Below are 19,430 nucleotides of genomic sequence, written 5' to 3'. Positions count from 1 at the left end.
CGGCCGCCCCGTCGGGGCGGCCGTCGGCCAACTCGGAACCTGCGAGTCAGCTCGCAGCGCGAGTGGGATCGAGGAAGGCTGTCACCCGAGCCCGCCAGGCACGGTGGTCGAAAGAATCGCGGGCCCGCTCCCGGGCCGCCCGGCTCATCGGCGCCCAGTCCTCGTCCCGCAGGCGCAACGCGCGCTCGATGCCGCGCCGAACGTCGTCCGGACCGTTGCCGTCGAGCACCAGGCCCTCCACCCCGTCCTGCACGTAGCTGGCGAGATCGCTGGTGTAGTTGAGCAGCACCGGACATCCGGCGGAGAGGCTCTCGGGCACCTTGGACGGGAACCCATGGGCGGCGTATCCGCCGGTGGGGCGCACCAACAGCGAGAAATGCGACTCGGAGAGCAGCGCGAGCACCCTGTCCCGAGGCACCCGGCCGAGGAATGTCACCTCGGCTGACACCGACTCCAGCACTGAGATGTCCAGGTCGGACGATGCGGCGGCGGCCTCGCGGGTCACCCCGGCGATGGTGAGGCGTACCCGCGCCTGATCCTGCGGGCCGAGTCGGCTGATCCCCCGAAGAATGACGTCGAGCATGTCCTTGCGGCCCGGGGTACCCGCGTACAGGAGCCGTAACCCGCCGGTCAGCGACGAGGACCGGGGCTCGGCGAACTCGTCGCAGTCCACCTGTGGCGGCACCACCAGGACGTCGACTCCCCGTCGTTCGAGGTAAGCGCCGAGGGTGGTCGACACCGCTATGGCCCGGTGGACGAGGCGGGTGGCCAGGAAGGTGGACCAGCGGTGCCGGACGAAGTACGGGGTCAGCCAGCCGCGCCGAAACTGGTGGCGGTCGTGTCGCTCACTGGCGTCCACCACCACCGGGCAGCGGAGAGCCAGCCGTAGCACCGCCCAGTTGCCCAGGGTCATCATGGCCATCGGCAGCAGCACCACCGACACGTCACCGCGTACGACGCCGCGGCGACGCATCGCCCGCAGCACACGTATCGGTCGGGCGAGGCGGGCCGCCATCCGGGTGACCGGGTTTCCCCCCCTGGTTCGCAGCGTGATCAGCTCGATGCCCGCCACCTCGTCGCGCTGCGAGGGTGCGGATCCGTCACACGGCCAGTCGTTGACCACCAGGGTCTGCGTGCCGTGAGGCGCCGCGCAACGGGCCAGCTGCAGCAGACGGTTCGAGGTGGCATCCCCGTACGGGAAGCGGTAGTGACCGACCAGGAGTGGACGCGGCCGGTCAACCCCCCGCGCTGGGCCGTCGTGTCTCTCGTGATCGGCGCCGAGCACCGTCGTCTGATCGTTCATCTGTCTCACCGTTCCGAAGCGGCCGGCAGCCGACTTCTGTTGTTGACAACAGGTGCGGACGGCGGGCCGCCAGACAGCCGCCGTCGGTAGATCGCCAGGTGCGTCTCGACTGCCGTCTCGATCGCGAAGGGGCTCAGCTGGAAGCGTTCGCTGACCGTCTCGGGATCCGTCGCCATGGTGTAGCCGGCAGCGGTCCGTACCGCCGTCGCCCAGACCGCCGGTGCCGCCTCGACCTCAACGATGGTGACGCCGGGCAGGTGCTCGTGGATGAAGCGCACACCGGGCAGATCGGCGGCCACCGTGCCGATCCCCAGGGCGACGGGTTCCAGCACACCGCCCGGCAGCCCTTCCAGACAGGACGGGTGCACGACCACATCGGCCTGACGGAGCAGCCCGCCCACGTCGTCGCGCGGGCCGAGCAGGTGCACCCGGTCGACGACTTCGTGCACAACGGCGGCGGCTCGGAGGCGGGCTTCGTCGTGCTCGTTCGAGGGGCCGACGAACACGACGTGGGCGTCGACGCCCTGGTCGCGCAGACCGGCCAGGATCGGCGGCAGGAGCCAGCGGCGCTTCTCCGGTGCGGCCCGCCCCACGCTGACGCAGAGCAGGTCGTCCGGGCCGGCCCCGGTCAGGGCCCGGAGATGCTGGCTGCTCGGCCGGTGGAGCCGGTCGAGGTCCAGACCGTTGAGGACGACCTGACACCGCGGGTCGTCGCGCCAGGCACTGTGGTATCCGCAGGTGAGCGCGCTGGGCGAAACGCCGAGGATGTCGGTGGCCGACGCCCGCAACAGCTGCCTCCAGAGCCACCGCTGCGCCCGCCGGCGCAGGTTCCGGCGCTGGTTGTCGTCGCCGCGGAAGTGCGCGACGCGGGTCGGTACGCGGCCAAGCAGAGCGAGGCTGAGGACCGCCCCGGAGAAGTTCCCGCAGTCCACGTGGACCACGTCCGGACGCAGCCGCCGCAGCAGCCCGAGGAAGCGCAACGGGAACCGGACGTCGAGCGGGATCGGGGTGACCGATCCACCGTGTCGAACGGCCGCCCCAGCCAGAGGTCCGGGCCCGATCCGGTCGCTGAGCGTCACGAAGTGGACCTCCGTCCCGGCGGCGGCGAGACGCGGCAGCAGCTCGGCGGTCCGCATCTCCGTGCCACCGAAGTTCAGCTCGCCGACGACCCGCAGGACCCGACACCGGCCGTCGTCGCCCGGTCTGTCCTGCCCATGGCCGGCACCGACGCTGTCGACCGCGTACCCGGACATCCCGCCCCCTTCCGCTCCGTTCCGCCCTCTCGTCACGGACGGACCACCCGCGCCCCGGCCAACGGCGAACTGTCGGCCTGGCGTCCCGGGCGGCCCCGGTCGAGTCCCAGCAGCCGGGTGAAGTACGCACCCCGCTCGAACGCATCGGGTTCCGGGGTCACCGTCCGGTCGATGCCGTCGAGAGCGTCCGCGAGGCTGTCCACGTCCGTCAGGCGGTACGGGGTCAGGGCGCTGCCCGCCACCTCGCGCGCCTGCGCGCTCTCCGGTGCCAGCACCGGCAGGCCGTAGACGCGTGCCTCGGCGAGCGGGTAGCCGAAGGACTCCACCAGGCACGGGAAGAAGACGGCGGTCGTCCGGCGCCAGTGCTCGGCCAGCTCGTGGTGCGGCAACTGCCCCAACAGGTCCAGTCGCGGGTGTCGGGCCAGGTCGTCCGGCAGCTCGTGCGGGTGCGCGGTCATCCGCACCCGGACCGGTTGCTCGCGCCGGTCCAGCGCGGCGAGCAGCACCCGCAGCTCCGCCACCACGTTCTTGAACGGCGACGGCACGATCGGGACGAGGATCGACGACACCCCGTCCGTGGGCACCCGAGGGCCGACCGGGCTGACCGGATTCCCGAGTACCAGCAGTCGGTCACGCACCGCCGGCACCCGATCGGCGACCCGCTCCGCCATGGCCGAGCACGGCACGGCGATCACGTCGGCTCGGTGCAGCATGCCCCGGACCACGGGGATCTGCGCCCGCAGCGACCGGGGCTGCAACTTCAACAGGTGCCGCTCGGCGGGTGTCAGGAAGTGCAGCGCATTGTGCACCAGGACCCGCCGCTCGTTGCCACGCCAGGCGAACGAGACGTTGTTCAGCGAGACGACGACGGGGGCGCCGGAGGCGGCGACCTCGCGCCGCACCAGCCACGACGACGTGAGCTGGCGGTCCCCTCCGATGACCCGGATCGGGGGGGTGCCGTCGGCGAGGAAGGCGTCAAGTTCGGTCTTGAGACGTCCGGCTCCGCCACCCGCCCCGCCAGCAGCGTCGATGACGACCTGCGCCTGGTTCATCAAAGGACTCCTTGGTGTCGAGAAGGGCCGGCTGGCCGGCCGGGACGACGGTTGGTCAAACTGCCACTTCGGATTCGCTGCGAGTGGCGGCACGGTCGGACGTGGCCAGCGCCCGCCGGTAACCGACGATGGCGGCGGGCCACATGGTGAGCAGGTAGGCCAGGCAGCCGGCAGCCGGCAGGCCCACCAGCCCGAACGCGCGCAGCCCGGCGAGTTTCAGCGCGGTCGCGAGCAGCAGGAAGGCAGCCCAGCCGACGAATTGCGGACGGAGGAGGCCGATGCTGTTCTGAACGAGGAGCAGCGGGGAGGCGGTCGCCACCAGTAATGACCAGAGCGCGAGTCCGGCCAGGACGGCGACCGGTACCACCGCCACGTCGACCCCACCGACCCAGAGGTCGAGCAGGCGATGACCGCCGACGACCAACGCGAGGCCGGCCGTTCCCACGATCACGCCGTTGAGCAGCACCATCCGTCGGGTGATCCGGCGTACCCAAGCGATCTCGCCTCGGGCGAGGGCGGCCCCGTTGGCTGGCCAGACCGTCATCCCGACGAGCCCGACGAAGAGCGAGAGGACGGCGAAGAGTTTCCCGACGACCGCGTAGTACGCGGCGACGCTGAGCCCGAGGACGTGCGCGACCAGTGGGCTGTCCACGTTGAGTGCGATCGACGACATCGCCGAGAGCGCGAAGAACTGCAGGCCCAGTCGAAGCAGGCCCACTGCCGTGGCCCGGTGCACCAGGCCGGGGCGCGGTCGCGCGGTGGACTCCTGGAGCCAGAAGTAGACGAGGGTGTTCAGCAAATTGGCCACCGGGACGGCCAGCACGGCGCAGGCTATCACCGTCAGTGGACCACTCCCGGCGGCGATCGCGCCGAGCACGGCCGCCATCGAGGAGAGCGCACCCGCCGCCTGCCAGGCATTGCTCTGGGTGACCTGCGCGCGCGCGTACTGGATCCGCTGGATCAGCGAGAGCGGAACATTGATCGCGAAGGCCCCGAAGCAGAGCAGGGCAACTGTCGACGCCTCTGCGGCGATGGTGGGGTCGGTGACACCGAACACCCGAGCCCAGGGCACCAGGGGCTCGAGCAGAGCGATTCCGGATAGCAGGGCGAGCGCGACCACACCGAGGGTGGCGTACGCGCTCGAAATCTCCCGCGCCCGCTGGCGGGGGTCGTCGGCGAGAAGACTGAGCCGGGTGAGCAGGCCGTTGCCGAGCCCCAGGTCGGCGAACCAGGCCATGCCGGTAAGCGCGGTGATCGCCATCCACAGGCCGTAGCGCTGCTCCCCGAGGTACCGGAAGCACGCGGGGGTGATGACCAGTGGCGCGGCGAGACCGACCCCCTTCGCGACCAGCGAGGTGGCGATGTCCACGCCGAGCCGGTGGTCCCGCCCCACGGGCATGATCCGCGACAGGCCGCGTCGCGGTCCGGCCTCCGGCGCGGCTGATGTGCCGGAAACGGCGGGTGAAACGGGCGCGTCGGCGGTGAGTTGTGCCGGCTCTACCCTGCTCGTTGCCTTCTGGGTCACCGCTGTGTGGTGTGTTCGACGGGCAACAGCCCGGCCATCCACTCGATCGTCGCCCGGAGACCGTCGGTGCGGGCGACCGGCACGATGGTCGGAAACAACCCCCGCAGCGTGGTGTTGTCGGCCGACGAGTGGGGGACGTCGCCGGCGCGGGGCGGCGCGTACTCGCGGGCGATCGGGCGGTCCAGCAGGTCGGTGAGTTCGTCGAGCACCTGCAGCAGGCTTGCCCGTGCTCCGAAGGCAAGGTTGACCGGGTGCGGGTGGTGCACTCGACGGCGGAGCGCGTCGAGGATGACCTCGCACACCGTGCCGACGAAGGTGAAGTCGCGGGACTGGGTGCCGTCACCGTGTAGCACGACGGGCTCCCCCCGCAGCGCCCCGTGCACGAACCGGGGGATGACCGCGGCGTAGGCGTGGTCGTGCCGCTGGCCCGGACCGAAGACGTTGAAGAACCGGAAGGCCAGTGTCGGCAGGCCGAACGATGCCTGGTGGGCGAGGGCGTACGCCTCGGTGGCGAGCTTGCTGGCGGCGTAGGGGCTCATCGGCCGGGTCCAGGTGAGCTCCTCCTTGGGCAGCGCGGGGTTCATGCCGTAGACCGAGGAGGAGGAGGCGACCAGGACGTGGCCGACATCGTGCCGTCGTGCCGCTTCGAGGACCATGAGCGTGCCCGTGGCGTTGGCGTGGTGGGAGGCGAGCGGGTCGCTCAGCGAGCGGGGCACGCTGGGCAGCGCCGCCAGGTGGACGACGGCCTCCCGTCCGGCCATCGCCGCGTCCAGAGCAGTCGGATCCAGGATCGACCCCTCGACGAAGTCGACATCCAGCCCGTCGAGGTTGCCGCGCAGCCCGACCGACAGGTCGTCGAGGATGGTCACCTCCTTCACCGCGGGATCGACCAACGCGGCATGGGCCAGGTTCGAACCGATGAAACCGGCCCCACCAGTGATCAGAATGCGCATCGACAGCCCCTCGGTGTGTGGATCGACCACCTGTACATCGAGCGAGGCCAGGGTGCAGTAACGGCATATCCGTCATGGGAAGAAGGCGAGATTCGGCCTACTTCCGCCGGCCGCCCGCACCGGTACGCGACGGCGCCCGTGCCGTCCGGGCCGCGCGCCACCGGCAGCGTCAGACCGTTGTCACCCCGTAGATCTTCTTGATCGCCTCATGCTTCGCCGGGACCGCGAGGTGGCCAATCCCCAGCGACTTCGCCTGCAACTGCTCCAGGTACTCGTCGGTGGTGCGCAGAGGGCGAGCCGGCACACCAGCCGCCACCGTGTTGTCCGGGATGTCGCGGGTGACGATCGAACCGGCCCCGATCACGCACCGGTTACCGATGTTGACCCCGGCCAGGATCATCGACCGCATGCCGATGTAGACGTCGTTGCCGATCGTGATCGGCGCTGTCCAATCCAGCTCGGGGTGGTCCTTGCGGAGGATCAGGGTGCCACCGTCGTGGGTCACGAACTGGACCCCGGCGGTGATGAACACGTTGTCGCCCATGGTGATCAACCATGGTTCGGACCCGAACATCGCCCGGTTTACCGCGTAGAACTTGACCCGGCCGTTCAGCTTCACCCCGAGTGACCGGGCGAAGGCCTCAGGATCACGGGAGCCGGCGAGGTGGTCCTGGACCCTGCGGATCATGGTGCGAACGCGACTGGGCACCTGTTGACCTCACTTACGGAGCAATCGGCGGGAATGGCTTACCGTCACCGGACCAAACACCTCCGTAACGATCCCGCCCAGTCGAGGTGACGGAGCTGCCGAGGAGTGCTGCGGCGCGGGCAGTCGCCACCGTCGCCCCGACGCGCCCCCACGCAGGACGTCGACGTGGCCGGCGGACCTTCGGTGTACGCCGGGTACGGTCGCCGCCGATGTGGTGAGCTGTACGGGTGTCGGGGCTGGGACTTGTGCTGCACCCCACCCGGGATGTCACCGAGGTGGTCGGGATCATCGAACGGTGGGCGAAGCGTCACCACAAGACGCTGATGGTGCGCGAGGAGGACCAGCACCGCGTCTCGTCCTGCATCGTGCCGGTGCCGGAAAGCGAGGTGGCCAGCCGCGCCGACGCCTTGATCAGCATCGGCGGCGACGGCACCATGCTGGGTGCGCTGCGATCCGCCGTCCTCGACCCGAAGCCGGTGCTCGGCGTACACCTGGGTCGTGTGGGTTTTCTCGTCGAGATCGAGCCGCCAGAGCTGCCCGAGGCCCTGAGCCGGTTGCTGTCGAAGGAGTTCACCATCGAGTCGCACGCCTGTCTCGCCTGCGACGTGTGTGGCGACGACGTGGTGGCGTTCAACGACATCGCACTGGTGCGCCAGCCCGGCTCCGGCTTCATCAACGTCACCCTCGCCATCGACGGCCAACAGTACGGCTACTACCGCTGCGACGCCGTGGTGGTCAGCACGCCGATCGGCTCGACGGCGTACAGCTACGCCGCCGGCGGCCCGCTGATCTCCCCGGCGGCGGACTCGGTCGTGATCACTCCGTCGGCGCCAATGGCTGGCATCTCCCGGTCGGTGGTGCTCTCGCCGGACGAGAAGATCCGGCTGGAGTTGGAACCCGAGTCGTCGCCGGTCGTGGTGGAGATGGACGGGGTGGTGTTCCGCGACCCGGCGACGGAGGGGGGCGTGGACATCAGCTACCGCCGCAACGCCGGCCTGGTGGTCCGCTTCGACCCGCTGCGCTACCAGGAGCGCAATCAGTTGAAAATGACGCTGCTCGACCTGCCGTTCCTGCCCGACCAGCTGCGCGAACTGCTGCCCGAAGAACTACGACGAACCAAACCCGAACTACCCCCGCCCTGCTGACCCACCCGACCCGCGCCCCGACCGGGTCAAGACCGGGGCGGCGGGAGGGGCGGTGGGGTCAGGCTTGGGTCAGGACCTCGTCCACCAGGTTCTTGGCCTCTTCCTGGATGCGCTTGAGGTGCTCCGGGCCCTGGAACGACTCGGCGTAGATCTTGTAGACGTCCTCGGTGCCGGACGGGCGGGCGGCGAACCAGCCGGATTCGGTGGTGACCTTGAGGCCGCCGATCGGTGCGCCGTTACCGGGGGCGGTGGTCAGCGCCGCGGTGATCGGTTCACCGGCGAGATCGGTGGCGGTGACCTGCTCCGGGGAGAGCTTGCCGAGCACGGCCTTCTGCTCCCGGGTGGCCGGGGCGTCGATCCGGGCGTACGCGGGCGCGCCGAACCGCTCGGCCAACTCAGCCCAGTGCTCGCTCGGGCTGCGGCCGGTGGTGGCCTGGATCTCGGCGGCGAGCAGGCAGAGCAGCAGGCCGTCCTTGTCCGTCGTCCAGGTCGAGCCGTCACGCCGCAGGAACGACGCCCCGGCGCTCTCCTCGCCACCGAAGCCGACCGCGCCGTCCAGCAGGCCGGGCACGAACCACTTGAAGCCGACCGGCACCTCCAACAGCGGCCGACCCAGGTCGGCGGCGACCCGGTCGATCATCGACGAGGAGACCAGGGTCTTGCCCACAGCGGCGGCCGGACCCCACTCGGTGCGGGTGCGGAACAGGTGACGAATCGCCACCGCCAGGTAGTGGTTGGGATTCATCAGCCCGGCGTCCGGGGTGACGATGCCGTGCCGGTCGGCGTCGGCGTCGTTGCCCGTGGAGATCTGGTAGTCGGCCCGCGCGGCGATCAGCGACGCCATCGCGTTCGGCGAGGAGCAGTCCATCCGGATCTTGCCGTCGCCGTCCAGGGTCATGAACCGCCACGTCGGGTCGACCGTCGGGTTGACAACTGTCAGGTCCAGACGGTGCCGCTCGGCGATCTCACCCCAGTACGCCACGCTCGCCCCGCCCAGCGGGTCCGCGCCGATCCGGATGCCCGCGTCGCGGATGGCGTCGATGTCGATCGCCGCCGGCAGGTCGTCCACGTAGTTGGCGAGGAAGTCGTACTCCCCGGTGGTGTCGGCGGCCCGCGCCCGCGCGTAGGTGATCCGGCGGACCTCCTTGAGCCCGGCGGCGAGGATGGTGTTGGCCCGGTCCTGGATCCACCGGGTCACGTCGGTGTCGGCCGGCCCGCCGTTTGTGGGGTTGTACTTGAAACCGCCGTCGTCGGGCGGGTTGTGCGACGGGGTGATGACGATGCCGTCGGCGAGCCCGCTGGTCCGCCCACGGTTGTGCGTGAGGATCGCGTGCGACAGCGCCGGGGTCGGGGTGTAGCCGTCACGGCTGTCCACCAGCACTGTGACCCCGTTGGCGGCGAGCACCTCCAGGGCGTCCACAGCGGCCGGCGCGGAGAGCGCGTGGGTGTCCCGGGCGAGGAAGAGCGGCCCGTCCAGCCCCTGCTCGCGCCGGTAGTCGCAGAGCGCCTGGGTGACCGCCAGGATGTGGTCGGAGTTGAACGCGTTGCGCAGGCTGGAGCCGCGGTGGCCGGAGGTGCCGAAGGAGACCTGCTGGGCCGGGTCCGCGGGATCCGGATGCTCGGCGTAGTAGGCGGTCACCAGGCGCGGCACGTCGACCAGGTCGGCGGGCTCGGCGGGCTGGCCGGCACGGGGGTGGGTCACTGCGGGATCCTCCTCGGGGAGTGCGGGTCGGTCACGGCACGACCTTCTGGCCCTTGCCGATCACCACGATGCCGTTGTCGGAGACGGTGTAGCGCTGCCGGTCCTTCTCCAGGTCGACGCCGATCTCGACGCCCTCCGGGACGAACACGTTCTTGTCCAGGATGGCCCGCCGGACCACCGCGTGCCGGCCGATCTCCACACCCTCCATCAGCACCGAGCCCTCGACGTGCGCCCAGGAGTGCACCCGCACCTTCGGCGAGACGATCGAGTTCTCCACCAGCGAGCCGGAGATCACCACACCCGGGGAGACCATCGAGCCGACCGCACGGCCGACCCGCTCACCCCACTGGTGGACGAACTTCGCGGGCGGCCACGGTGGCTGCTCGGTGTAGATCGGCCAGTCGAAGTTGTACATGTTGAAGACGGGGTGCACGTTGATCAGATCCATGTGCGCGTCGTAGAACGAGTCGAGCGTTCCCACGTCCCGCCAGTAGCCGCGATCACGGTCGGTGCTGCCCGGCACCTCGTTGTCGCGGAAGTCGTAGACGTTGGCCTCGCCGCGCTCGACGAGCATCGGGATGATGCTGCCGCCCATGTCGTGCTTGCTGGACTTGTCTTCGGCGTCGCGCTCGACCGCCTCGCAGAGCGCCCGGGTGGTGAAGACGTAGTTGCCCATCGAGGCGTAGATCTCGTCCGGCGCGTCGGGCAGGCCGACCGCGTCGGTGGGCTTCTCGCGGAACGCCCGGATCCGCTTGCCGTCCTCGCCGACCTCGATGACGCCGAACTGGTCGGCCATCGACAGCGGCTGGCGGATGCCGGCGACTGTCACCGCCGCGCCGGAGGCGATGTGGTCCTCCACCATCTGCCGCGGGTCCATCCGGTAGATGTGGTCGGCGCCGAAGACGATCACGTAGTCGGGCTGCTCGTCGTTGATCAGGTTGAAGCTCTGGTAGATGGCGTCGGCCGAGCCGGCGAACCACCACGGGCCACGACGCTGCTGCGCGGGCACCGGGGTGACGTAGTTGCCGAGCAGGGTGGACATCCGCCAGGTCTTGGTGATGTGTCGGTCGAGGGAGTGGGACTTGTACTGGGTCAGCACGACGATCTTGAGATAGCCGGCGTTGGCCAGGTTGGAGAGGACGAAGTCGACCATGCGGTACATCCCGCCGAACGGGACGGCCGGCTTGGCCCGATCCGTGGTGAGTGGCATCAGGCGCTTGCCCTCCCCACCCGCCAGGACGATCGCGAGCACCTTGGCAGCCATGCCCCGACGCTATCCACCCGCGTCCCACTTCACCACTCGTACGGGGAGTCTTCTGCACTAGGGTGCGCACATGACCGACTCCTCCCCGGCCACCGGATCCCTGCGCGTCGATCTGCTCACCCGCGAGTACCCACCGGAGGTCTACGGCGGCGCGGGCGTGCACGTCGAGTACCTGGCTCGGGAGTTGCGCCACCTCACCGACGTACGCGTGCACTGCTTCGGCCTGCCGCGCACCGAGCCGGGCGTCACCGCGTACCCCGAACCGCCCGGCCTGACCGGCGCGAACGCCGCGCTGCGCACGATGGGCGTGGACCTGGAGATGGCCGCCGGCGCGGCCGGCACCGACGTGGTGCACAGCCACACCTGGTACGCGAACCTGGCCGGCCACACCGCGAAGCTGCTGCACGGGGTGCCGCACGTGGTGACCGCGCACAGCCTGGAGCCGCTGCGGCCGTGGAAGGCCGAGCAGCTCGGCGGCGGTTACGCGCTCTCCTCCTGGATCGAGCGCACCGCCATGGAGGCCGCCGACGCGGTGATCGCGGTCAGCGGCGGGATGCGCAACGACGTGCTCACCGCGTACCCGCAGATCGACCCCGACCGGGTCCGGGTGGTCTACAACGGCATCGACACCATTCAGTACGCCCCGGATCAGGGCACCGACGTGCTCGACCGGCTCGGCGTCGACCCGTCCCGCCCCAGCGTGGTCTACGTGGGCAGGATCACCCGGCAGAAGGGGCTGCCGTACCTGCTGCGGGCCGCCCGGGAGTTGCCGGCGGACACCCAGCTCGTCCTGCTCGCCGGCGCTCCGGACACCGCCGAGATCGCCGCCGAGGTGGAGGGGCTGGTCGCCGAGCTGCGCGCCAACCGCTCCGGCGTGGTGTGGGTGGCCGAGATGCTGCCCAAGCCCGAGGTGATCCAGGTGCTCACGCACGCCACAGTCTTCGCCTGCCCGTCGATCTATGAGCCGATGGGCATCGTCAACCTGGAGGCGATGGCCTGCGAGACGGCAGTGGTGGCGACAGCGACCGGCGGCATCCCCGAGGTCGTGGCCGACGACGAGACGGGCCTGCTGGTGCCGATCGAGCAGGTGACCGACGGGTCCGGGACCCCGCTGGAGCCGGAGAAGTTCGTCGCCGACCTGGCGGCGGCGATCAACACGCTGCTCGCCGACCCGGCGCGCACCGAGCGGTTCGGCCAGGCCGGCCGGCGGCGCGCGGTGCAGCACTTCTCCTGGGACGCCGTCGCCCGGCAGACCCTGGAGGTCTACCGCTCCGTCGGCGCGGCCTGAGGGAAACGGACTTCAGATCGCCGTCCCCGGCGGCGACTTGAGCAACGAGATCGCCTCGGCGCACTGACCACCACGCCCGCTCCGTAGCGCGCTGGCGGCGATGCGGATCAGGTCGATGTTGACCCCCGCGGCGCCGCTCGGGTCATGCACCTTCAGCTTCACGTCGAGGCTCACCGCTGTCTCACCCCAACCCTGCGCCTCAAGGTTGAGGTGCGCCACCTTCTGCGACGCGAGATGCGGCAGGTACCCGAGCGGGGCCACCTCGACGCCGTCAGCGCCCGACAGGGCGTTGAGCTTGGACTGCTTCTTGGTGTTGGGGTTCTCGACCAGGTTGCGGAAGTCTTCGGTGCCGCCCAGGTTGACCTGGTAGGAGCTGACCAGGGTCAGGCCCCGCTCCTTGAGGAGTCGCAGCAGCGCGTTGTGCAGCACCGAGGTGCCGAACTGGCTGGCCAGGTCGTCGCCGATCAGCGGCAGGCCGGCTGCCTCGAACCTCTCGATCCAGCGTGGATCGCGGGCCACCGGGTCGGAGGTGGTGTTGATGAAGGCGACGCCCGCCGTGTGGGCTGCCTCGGCGTACGCCTGGGCGGTCTCCGGCCGGCCACTCGGCGCCGAGTAGAGCAGCACCTCCGCCCCTGCCAGCGCCGCTGCCACCCGCTGCACCTCGCTCGCGTCGACCAGGCCCTTCGTGACCGGCACACCCGCTCTGGGCAGGTCGCAGCTCAGCCGAGGGAAGTTGTTGGGCGCCAGGAAGATCGCCTCGGTCAGGTCCCGACCGATCTTCTCCTCGGAGGTGGCGAAGGCCGCCACGACGTCGACGTCCCCCACCCCGAGCCCGTCGATCATCGGCCTGCGGATTCCGACCAGGCTGCCGCTCTGGCGGTGGAGAGCGAGCCCCTGCACCAGCGCCGAGGTGTTGTTACCGACACCGACAACTGCGACTTTCACCCGTTCGATCATGGCCGGAGGCTACGTCACCTCCGGTGCGGTGGTCCGCCCCGACGGGACCGCCATCAGGACCGGAAGACCTCTCGCCCTACCTAGATCCACTCGGTTTCCAGGAAACCGCCGCATCCTGAGCGCGCCGACACCGCGCTTTCCTTGAACCGGTGTGGATCTTGACGGCTTGGCCGCGCGCGAACGGATCTCGCGCAGTAGGTTGGCGGGGTGACTGGACGGTTCCCGATCGAAGACGTCTCCCCCGTCGTCTCGTGCGGGCGATACCCGGCCAAGGCGGTGGTCGACGAGCCCATTCCGGTGTCGGCCCGCGCCTACCGGGAGGGGCACGACGCGCTGGGCTGCAACGTGGTGTGGGCCGGTCCGGCCGGCGCGAGCCGGCCGTTCACCCGGATGCGCCCCGGCGAGCCCGGCCAGGACCGCTGGCACGCCACCATCGCACCGGACGCTGTCGGCTCGTGGACCTTCTCCGTGGAGGCGTTCCAGGACCCGTACCTGACCTGGCAGAACGCGGTGACCAAGAAGATCGCCGCCGGGCAGGGGCCGGAGGACCTGGCCAACGACCTGGCCGAGGGCGCGCGGGTGCTCGCCGCCGCCCAGGATCTCGTGCCGACCGCCGACCGGCCCCGGGTCGCCGACGCGCTCACCGCGCTTGTCGACACCGACCTGCCGCTGGCGCGGCGGGTCGACCCGGCGCTGGCCCTGGCCGACCTGCTGTGGGAGCACCCGGTGCGGGAGTTGGTCACCGCCGGTGACACGTACTCGATCTGGGTTGACCGCAAGCGGGCGCTCTACTCGGCCTGGTACGAGTTCTTCCCCCGCTCCGAAGGGGCGGTGGGCGGCCGGTCCGGCACCTTCGCGACCGCCACCGGGCGGCTGCCGGGTGTGGCCGCCATGGGCTTCGACGTGCTCTACCTGCCGCCGATCCACCCGATCGGCCGGGTCAACCGCAAGGGCCCGAACAACGCGCTCACCGCCGGGCCGACCGACGTGGGCTCGCCGTGGGCGATCGGCGCCGCCGAGGGCGGGCATGACACGATCCATCCCGATCTGGGTACGCCGGCAGACTTCCGGGCCTTCATCCAGGCGGCGGCGGCACAGGGCCTGGAAGTGGCGATGGACCTGGCGTTGCAGTGCGCGCCGGACCACCCCTGGGTCACCGAGCACCCGGAGTGGTTCACCACCCGGGCCGACGGCAGCATCGCGTACGCGGAGAACCCGCCGAAGAAGTACCAGGACATCTACCCGGTCAACTTCGACAACGACCCGGAGGGCATCCGGGCCGAGGTGCTGCGGGTGGTGCTGCACTGGGTCGGCGAGGGCATCCGGATCTTCCGGGTGGACAACCCGCACACCAAGCCGTTCGACTTCTGGCACTGGCTGATCGCCGAGGTGAAGGCTGTCGACCCGGACGTGCTGTTCCTGGCCGAGGCGTTCACCCGGCCGGCCATCATGCACGGCCTCGGCAAGATCGGCTTCACGCAGTCGTACACCTATTTCACCTGGCGCACGACGGCGGCCGAGATGCGGGCGTACTGCGAGGAGCTGATCGAGGCGGCCGACTACATGCGGCCGAACTTCTGGCCGAACACCCCGGACATTCTGCACGAGTCGTTGCAGCACGGCGGCCCGCCGATGTTCAAGATCCGGGCGGTGCTGGCCGCGCTACTCTCCCCCTCCTGGGGTCTGTACGCGGGCTACGAGCTGTTCGAGCACGTCGCCCGGCCGGGCGCGGAGGAGTACCTGGACAACGAGAAGTACCAGCTGCGGCCGAGGGACTGGGCCGGCGCCGAGGCGCAGGGCCGCTCGCTGGCGCCGTTCCTGACCACCCTCAACCGGGTACGCCGGGACAACCCGGCCCTGCACCAGCTCCGCAACCTGCGCTTCCACGAGATCGACAACCCGGCGCTGCTCTGCTGGTCGAAGCACGACCCGGAGACCGGCAACACTGTCATCGTGATCTGCTCGTTCGACTCGCGCGAGGTGCAGTGGGGCAACACCACCCTCGACATGCCGGCGCTCGGCTTCGACTGGCACGAACGGTTCACGGTGCACGACGAGCTGACCGGCACCAGCTACGACTGGGGTCAGCGCAACGCGGTGCGGCTCGACCCGTACCTGCAACCCGCGCACGTGTTGACACTGCGTCGCCCGACCCCGCCGACCGAGCCGCAGCCGGCGGGCGCCGAGCCGGCCGACCTCACCGTCGCCGAGGTGCCGGACGACCTGTCCGGCGGCACCGCGCCGACGACCCCGGCCACGACGGCCCCGGCCACCACGACTCCGGCCACCACGACTCCGGCTACGACGACCCCGGCCACTGTGGCGTCCCGGCTGTCCGCCACCCGTTCGGCTGCCGCCCGCTCGTCCCGTTCCGCGCCGACCGCTCCCGCCCCGAAGGACGACCGATGGACCAGCTGATCTCCGGCGCGACGCACGACCCGCACGCGCTGCTCGGCGCGCACCCCGCCGACGACTCGACGACGATCCGCACGATGCGCCGGGGCGCCGGCGACGTGGCGCTGCTCGTCGGCGACGAGCGGCACCCGATGAAGCGGGTGCACGACATGGGCGTCTTCGAGGCGCAGGTCGACGGCACAGTGCTCGACTACCGGGTGGAGGTCGACGGCACCGCCCACGACGACCCGTACCGCTATCCGCCGACCCTCGGTGAGCTAGACCTGCACCTGATCCGCGAGGGCCGGCACGAGCGGCTGTGGGAGGCGCTCGGCGCCCGGGTCTTCGACGAGGGCGTGGCGTTCAGCGTCTGGGCGCCCAACGCCCGTGGGGTGCGGGTGATCGGCGACTTCACCGGCTGGGGCCCCGACGACGGGTGGCCGATGCGGTCGCTCGGCTCCAGCGGAGTGTGGGAGCTGTTCGTCCCCAACGCCCGGGTCGGGGCCCGCTACAAGTACCGGGTGCTGGGCGCCGACGGGCAGTGGCGGGACAAGGCCGACCCTCTCGCCGCGTACGCCGAGGTGCCGCCGGCCACCGCCTCGGTGGTGCACCACTCGACGTACCGGTGGAACGACGCGGACTGGCTGGCCCGGCGGGCCGAGCGGCAGCCGCACCAGGAGCCGATGAGCGTCTACGAGGTGCACCTCGGCTCGTGGCGGCCCGGCCTGGGCTACCGCGAGTTGGCCGAACAACTCACCGCGTACGTCACCGAGCTGGGCTTCACGCACGTGGAGTTCCTGCCGGTGATGGAGCACCCGTTCGGCGGCTCCTGGGGCTACCAGGTAACCGGCTACTACGCGCCGACCTCCCGATTCGGCGACCCGGACGAGTTCCGGCACCTCGTCGACCAGCTGCACGCCGCCGGCATCGGCGTACTCCTGGACTGGGTGCCCGCGCACTTCCCGAAGGACGAGTGGGCCCTCGCGCGGTTCGACGGCACCCCGCTCTACGAGCACCCCGACCCGCGACGCGGCGAGCACCCCGACTGGGGCACGTACGTCTTCGACTTCGGCCGCAACGAGGTGCGCAACTTCCTGGTCGCCAACGCGCTCTACTGGTGCGACCAGTTCCACGTCGACGGGCTGCGGGTCGACGCCGTCGCCTCGATGCTCTACCTGGACTACTCCCGCAACCACGGCGAGTGGGCCCCCAACAAGTACGGCGGCCGGGAGAACCTGGAGGCCATCGCGCTCATGCAGGAGGTGAACGCGACCGTCTACAAGCACCACGCCGGCGTCGTCATGATCGCCGAGGAGTCCACCGCCTGGCCAGGGGTCACCCGCCCCACCGCCGACGGCGGGCTGGGCTTTGGGTTCAAGTGGAACATGGGCTGGATGCACGACACCCTGCTCTACACCTCGAAGGACCCGATCTACCGCCAGCACCACCACCACCAGCTCACCTTCTCCCTGGCGTACGCCTGGAGCGAGAACTACGTGCTGCCGATCAGCCACGACGAGGTGGTGCACGGCAAGGGCTCACTGGCCGGCAAGATGCCCGGCGACACCTGGCAGCGGCTGGCGAACGTGCGGGCGCTGCTGGCGTACATGTGGGCGCACCCCGGCAAGCAGTTGCTCTTCATGGGCTCCGAGCTGGCCGACGACCGGGAGTGGAGCGAGGAGCGCGGTCTCGACTGGTACCTGCTGCACGACCCGGCCCGCGCCGGCGTGCAGCGGCTCGTCGCCGACCTCAACCGGGTCTACCGGGACACCCCGGCGCTCTGGGCACAGGACACCGAGCCGGCCGGCTTCCGCTGGATCGCCGGTGACGACGTCGCCAACAACACCGTGTCGTTCGTCCGGATCGCCCCGGACGGCTCGACGCTTGTCTGCGTGGCGAACTTCTCCGCCCATCCGCTGCACGACTACCGGATCGGCCTGCCGGCCGGCGGCACCTGGACCGAGGTGCTCAACACCGACGCCCACCACTACGGCGGTTCCGGGGTCGGCAACATGGGTGCGGTGCACGCCGAGGACGTGCCGTGGCACGGGATGGTCGCCTCGGCGGCCCTCCAGATCCCGCCGCTGGGTGCCGTCTGGCTCCGGCAGAGCTGAGGCGGCCCGGTCACGCCGGCCGAAGTCCACGCGGAGTCGCCGGTCAGTCGAGGAACGCGGAGATGTCGGCGGCTATCTCGTTCGGGTATTCCCCGTTGAGGGCGTGCGAAGCGTCCGGGTAGGTCTTCACGGTGCCGTGGGTCAGGGACCGCTCCGCCAGCTCCGCGGCCTCGCCAGCGTCGTGCAGCCGGGACTTCCCCGCCATCAGGACGAGCACCGGGACGTCGACCGCCGCGAGCTGGTCCTCGGACGGCCGGGTCGGGGCGGACAGCTTCACCACGTACGCCTGCATGCCGGCCTCGATCATCCGGGCGACCGGTACGTCCTCCACCGGGGCGCCGTTCGCCGTCCAACTGGCGAAGCTGTCCCGCCAGGATCGGGGCGCCCAGCGGACGCTGGCCGGGATGGACCGCAGCACCACCTCCGCTGACAGACCAGCGAAGACCAGGACCGGATCGAGCAGCACGACACTGCCGACCTTCTGCGGCCGGTGCACCGCAAGGTTCATCGCCGTCCAACCGCCGAACGACACGCCGACCAGGTGGATGGTCGGCTCGGGCAGCGCCAGCAGGACCTCGTGCAACCACTGCGCATGCGCGGTCGTGTCCTTGATGGGGCGCTGCTGGATGCTCATGCCCGGCTCACCGAGCAGGTCGACGGTGTAGACGTCGCGCGACCGCAGCAGCGACGGCAGGTTGTCCGCCCAGACCGGTGACGCCGACGCCCGGCCGGGCAGGAGCAGCAGGGGCGCGGCTGCCGGCTCGCCGCCGCCGCTGAAGTGGTAGAGCCGTACGACGCCGTGTCCGGTCCGGACATCGAGCGTGCGGTCGGGGGCCGGCAACTGCGCCATCGCCTCCCGGTACACACCGACGAAACGATCGTGGGACTCCGTCGACGTGAAGTAGCCGACGGGTGCGGGATCGCGCAGCGCGTACGCAATCCCGACCGTGATCACCACGAGCACAGCGCCGGCCCGGATCAGGAGGCGTCGATGCGCTCGCAGGAATCCGCCCACCCTCCGCACCACCCTCATCACCATGAGGTCAGATTACTAACCGCGTGGTAGAAAATACAACCGTCAGGTCAGATAGTGGGGGGCGAAGGGGCCGGTACGGTGAGCGGGTGCACCCGAACGACACCACGTCAGCGCAGGTCCGCGCCGCCAAGCCACTCACGATCACCGAGCAGGCGCGACGGGCGCAACTCATCGGCGTGACCATCGATCTGGTTGCCCGGCACGGCTATCCGGGCACCTCACTCGCCCGGATCGCGGAGGCGGCCGGCATCTCCAAGGCCGCCGTCCTCTACCACTTCCCGTCCAAGGACGCGGTCGTGCGGACCGCCTACGCCTCGGTCCTGGAATCCCTCACCGGGTACGTCGGCGCCGAAGTCGCGTCGCGATCCGGTGCGTCCGCGGTGGAGGCCTACGTCCGGTCCCTGGTGGCGTACCTGCGGGACCACCCGGACCACACCCGGATGATCGTCGAGGCGTTGAGCGAGGAGACCGGCATCGGTGACACGCCGAACGCGCGCAGTCGGCGCGAGGCGGTCGCCGGTCTGATCGACGCGGCGCGGGCGGCCGGCGACTACCGGCCCAGCGTCGACCCGCAGGCCACCGCCGTCATCGTGAACGGAGCCATCGACGCGATCGTGTCGGAGTGCCTGGCCGACCCCGACTTCGACAGCCGCCACGCAGCCGAGGAACTGGTCACCATGCTTCGCCGGTCCCTCGGCACCGCACCGCAGGACGCCGGGAACCCGTCGTCCTGAT

15 protein-coding genes are annotated in these 19,430 nt (G+C 70.5%); 5 read left to right on the top strand and 10 right to left on the bottom strand.

Translation table 11 applies throughout. The features are described from left to right. Positions 1-46: 46 nt before the first annotated feature. The 6 genes from ACLJOK_RS26380 to ACLJOK_RS26355 all read right to left on the bottom strand — a co-directional run bounded on the left by ACLJOK_RS26380 (position 47) and on the right by ACLJOK_RS26355 (position 6,774). On the bottom strand, positions 47-1,303 hold the full coding sequence (locus tag ACLJOK_RS26380; protein WP_410821264.1) for a glycosyltransferase: 1,257 nt from the start codon (positions 1,301-1,303) through the stop codon (positions 47-49). Between the two features lie 5 nt (positions 1,304-1,308). Continuing rightward, complete coding sequence (locus ACLJOK_RS26375; protein ID WP_410821263.1) at positions 1,309-2,556, bottom strand: glycosyltransferase family 4 protein; 1,248 nt, start codon at positions 2,554-2,556, stop codon at positions 1,309-1,311. 32 nt (positions 2,557-2,588) lie between these two features. Continuing rightward, the gene (locus ACLJOK_RS26370) at positions 2,589-3,608 is read right to left on the bottom strand and encodes a glycosyltransferase (protein WP_410821262.1); all 1,020 of its coding nucleotides are present in this window, start codon (positions 3,606-3,608) and stop codon (positions 2,589-2,591) included. A gap of 55 nt (positions 3,609-3,663) precedes the next feature. Then, positions 3,664-5,001, bottom strand: coding sequence for an oligosaccharide flippase family protein (locus ACLJOK_RS26365; protein WP_410821261.1), 1,338 nt, complete (start codon positions 4,999-5,001; stop codon positions 3,664-3,666). Positions 5,002-5,129: 128 nt separating this feature from the next. Then, positions 5,130-6,086, bottom strand: coding sequence for an NAD-dependent epimerase/dehydratase family protein (locus ACLJOK_RS26360; protein ID WP_410821260.1), 957 nt, complete (start codon positions 6,084-6,086; stop codon positions 5,130-5,132). Positions 6,087-6,255: 169 nt separating this feature from the next. Continuing rightward, positions 6,256-6,774: a DapH/DapD/GlmU-related protein gene (locus tag ACLJOK_RS26355; protein WP_410821259.1), complete on the bottom strand. Its 519-nt coding sequence runs from the start codon at positions 6,772-6,774 to the stop codon at positions 6,256-6,258. A 257-nt stretch (positions 6,775-7,031) separates the two neighbouring features. On the opposite strand from ACLJOK_RS26355, the gene ACLJOK_RS26350 reads away from it, so the two are divergent. Further along, positions 7,032-7,940, top strand: coding sequence for an NAD(+)/NADH kinase (locus ACLJOK_RS26350; protein WP_410821594.1), 909 nt, complete (start codon positions 7,032-7,034; stop codon positions 7,938-7,940). 58 nt (positions 7,941-7,998) lie between these two features. On the opposite strand, the gene pgm is transcribed toward ACLJOK_RS26350, so the two are convergent. Together pgm and glgC are read right to left on the bottom strand one after the other, a co-directional pair. Further along, a complete protein-coding gene (gene pgm, locus ACLJOK_RS26345) occupies positions 7,999-9,642 on the bottom strand; it encodes a phosphoglucomutase (alpha-D-glucose-1,6-bisphosphate-dependent) (protein WP_410821258.1) in 1,644 nt (547 codons plus the stop codon). A 31-nt stretch (positions 9,643-9,673) separates the two neighbouring features. Continuing rightward, positions 9,674-10,906, bottom strand: coding sequence for a glucose-1-phosphate adenylyltransferase (gene glgC, locus ACLJOK_RS26340; RefSeq protein WP_091401467.1), 1,233 nt, complete (start codon positions 10,904-10,906; stop codon positions 9,674-9,676). Between the two features lie 70 nt (positions 10,907-10,976). On the opposite strand from glgC, the gene glgA reads away from it, so the two are divergent. Continuing rightward, on the top strand, positions 10,977-12,194 hold the full coding sequence (glgA, locus tag ACLJOK_RS26335) for a glycogen synthase (RefSeq protein ID WP_410821257.1): 1,218 nt from the start codon (positions 10,977-10,979) through the stop codon (positions 12,192-12,194). 12 nt (positions 12,195-12,206) lie between these two features. Here glgA and ACLJOK_RS26330 read toward each other — a convergent pair whose 3' ends face one another. Further along, positions 12,207-13,151, bottom strand: coding sequence for an inositol-3-phosphate synthase (locus tag ACLJOK_RS26330; RefSeq protein WP_410821256.1), 945 nt, complete (start codon positions 13,149-13,151; stop codon positions 12,207-12,209). A 207-nt stretch (positions 13,152-13,358) separates the two neighbouring features. On the opposite strand from ACLJOK_RS26330, the gene ACLJOK_RS26325 reads away from it, so the two are divergent. Together ACLJOK_RS26325 and glgB are read left to right on the top strand one after the other, a co-directional pair. Beyond that, the gene (locus ACLJOK_RS26325; protein ID WP_410821255.1) at positions 13,359-15,569 is read left to right on the top strand and encodes a maltotransferase domain-containing protein; all 2,211 of its coding nucleotides are present in this window, start codon (positions 13,359-13,361) and stop codon (positions 15,567-15,569) included. Beyond that, positions 15,557-17,659 (top strand): 1,4-alpha-glucan branching protein GlgB, encoded by a 2,103-nt coding sequence (glgB, locus tag ACLJOK_RS26320; protein WP_410821254.1) that lies wholly within the window; start codon positions 15,557-15,559, stop codon positions 17,657-17,659. Before ACLJOK_RS26325 ends, glgB begins: the two co-directional genes overlap by 13 nt. A gap of 43 nt (positions 17,660-17,702) precedes the next feature. On the opposite strand, the gene ACLJOK_RS26315 is transcribed toward glgB, so the two are convergent. Then, the gene (locus ACLJOK_RS26315) at positions 17,703-18,698 is read right to left on the bottom strand and encodes an alpha/beta fold hydrolase (protein ID WP_410821253.1); all 996 of its coding nucleotides are present in this window, start codon (positions 18,696-18,698) and stop codon (positions 17,703-17,705) included. Positions 18,699-18,781: 83 nt separating this feature from the next. On the opposite strand from ACLJOK_RS26315, the gene ACLJOK_RS26310 reads away from it, so the two are divergent. Further along, complete coding sequence (locus ACLJOK_RS26310; RefSeq protein ID WP_410821252.1) at positions 18,782-19,429, top strand: TetR/AcrR family transcriptional regulator; 648 nt, start codon at positions 18,782-18,784, stop codon at positions 19,427-19,429. The last annotated feature ends 1 nt before the right edge of the window (position 19,430 follow it).

Source organism: Micromonospora sp. 050-3, from assembly GCF_046549335.1.
Lineage (GTDB): Bacteria > Actinomycetota > Actinomycetes > Mycobacteriales > Micromonosporaceae > Micromonospora > Micromonospora trifolii.
Note: the sequence above shows the minus strand (reverse complement) of the source record. Positions and strands in the feature narration are given on the sequence as shown.

Excerpts from the sequence above, each read along its gene's own strand:
- ACLJOK_RS26380 (WP_410821264.1), bottom strand. The coding sequence starts at position 1,303 with ATGAACGATCAGACGACGGTGCTCGGCGCCGATCACGAGAGACACGAC.
- glgA (WP_410821257.1), top strand. The coding sequence starts at position 10,977 with ATGACCGACTCCTCCCCGGCCACCGGATCCCTGCGCGTCGATCTGCTC.
- glgB (WP_410821254.1), top strand. The coding sequence starts at position 15,557 with ATGGACCAGCTGATCTCCGGCGCGACGCACGACCCGCACGCGCTGCTC.
- ACLJOK_RS26330 (WP_410821256.1), bottom strand. The coding sequence starts at position 13,151 with ATGATCGAACGGGTGAAAGTCGCAGTTGTCGGTGTCGGTAACAACACC.
- ACLJOK_RS26370 (WP_410821262.1), bottom strand. The coding sequence starts at position 3,608 with ATGAACCAGGCGCAGGTCGTCATCGACGCTGCTGGCGGGGCGGGTGGC.
- ACLJOK_RS26355 (WP_410821259.1), bottom strand. The coding sequence starts at position 6,774 with ATGATCCGCAGGGTCCAGGACCACCTCGCCGGCTCCCGTGATCCTGAG.
- ACLJOK_RS26360 (WP_410821260.1), bottom strand. The coding sequence starts at position 6,086 with ATGCGCATTCTGATCACTGGTGGGGCCGGTTTCATCGGTTCGAACCTG.
- ACLJOK_RS26375 (WP_410821263.1), bottom strand. The coding sequence starts at position 2,556 with ATGTCCGGGTACGCGGTCGACAGCGTCGGTGCCGGCCATGGGCAGGAC.
- glgC (WP_091401467.1), bottom strand. The coding sequence starts at position 10,906 with ATGGCTGCCAAGGTGCTCGCGATCGTCCTGGCGGGTGGGGAGGGCAAG.
- ACLJOK_RS26315 (WP_410821253.1), bottom strand. The coding sequence starts at position 18,698 with ATGGTGATGAGGGTGGTGCGGAGGGTGGGCGGATTCCTGCGAGCGCAT.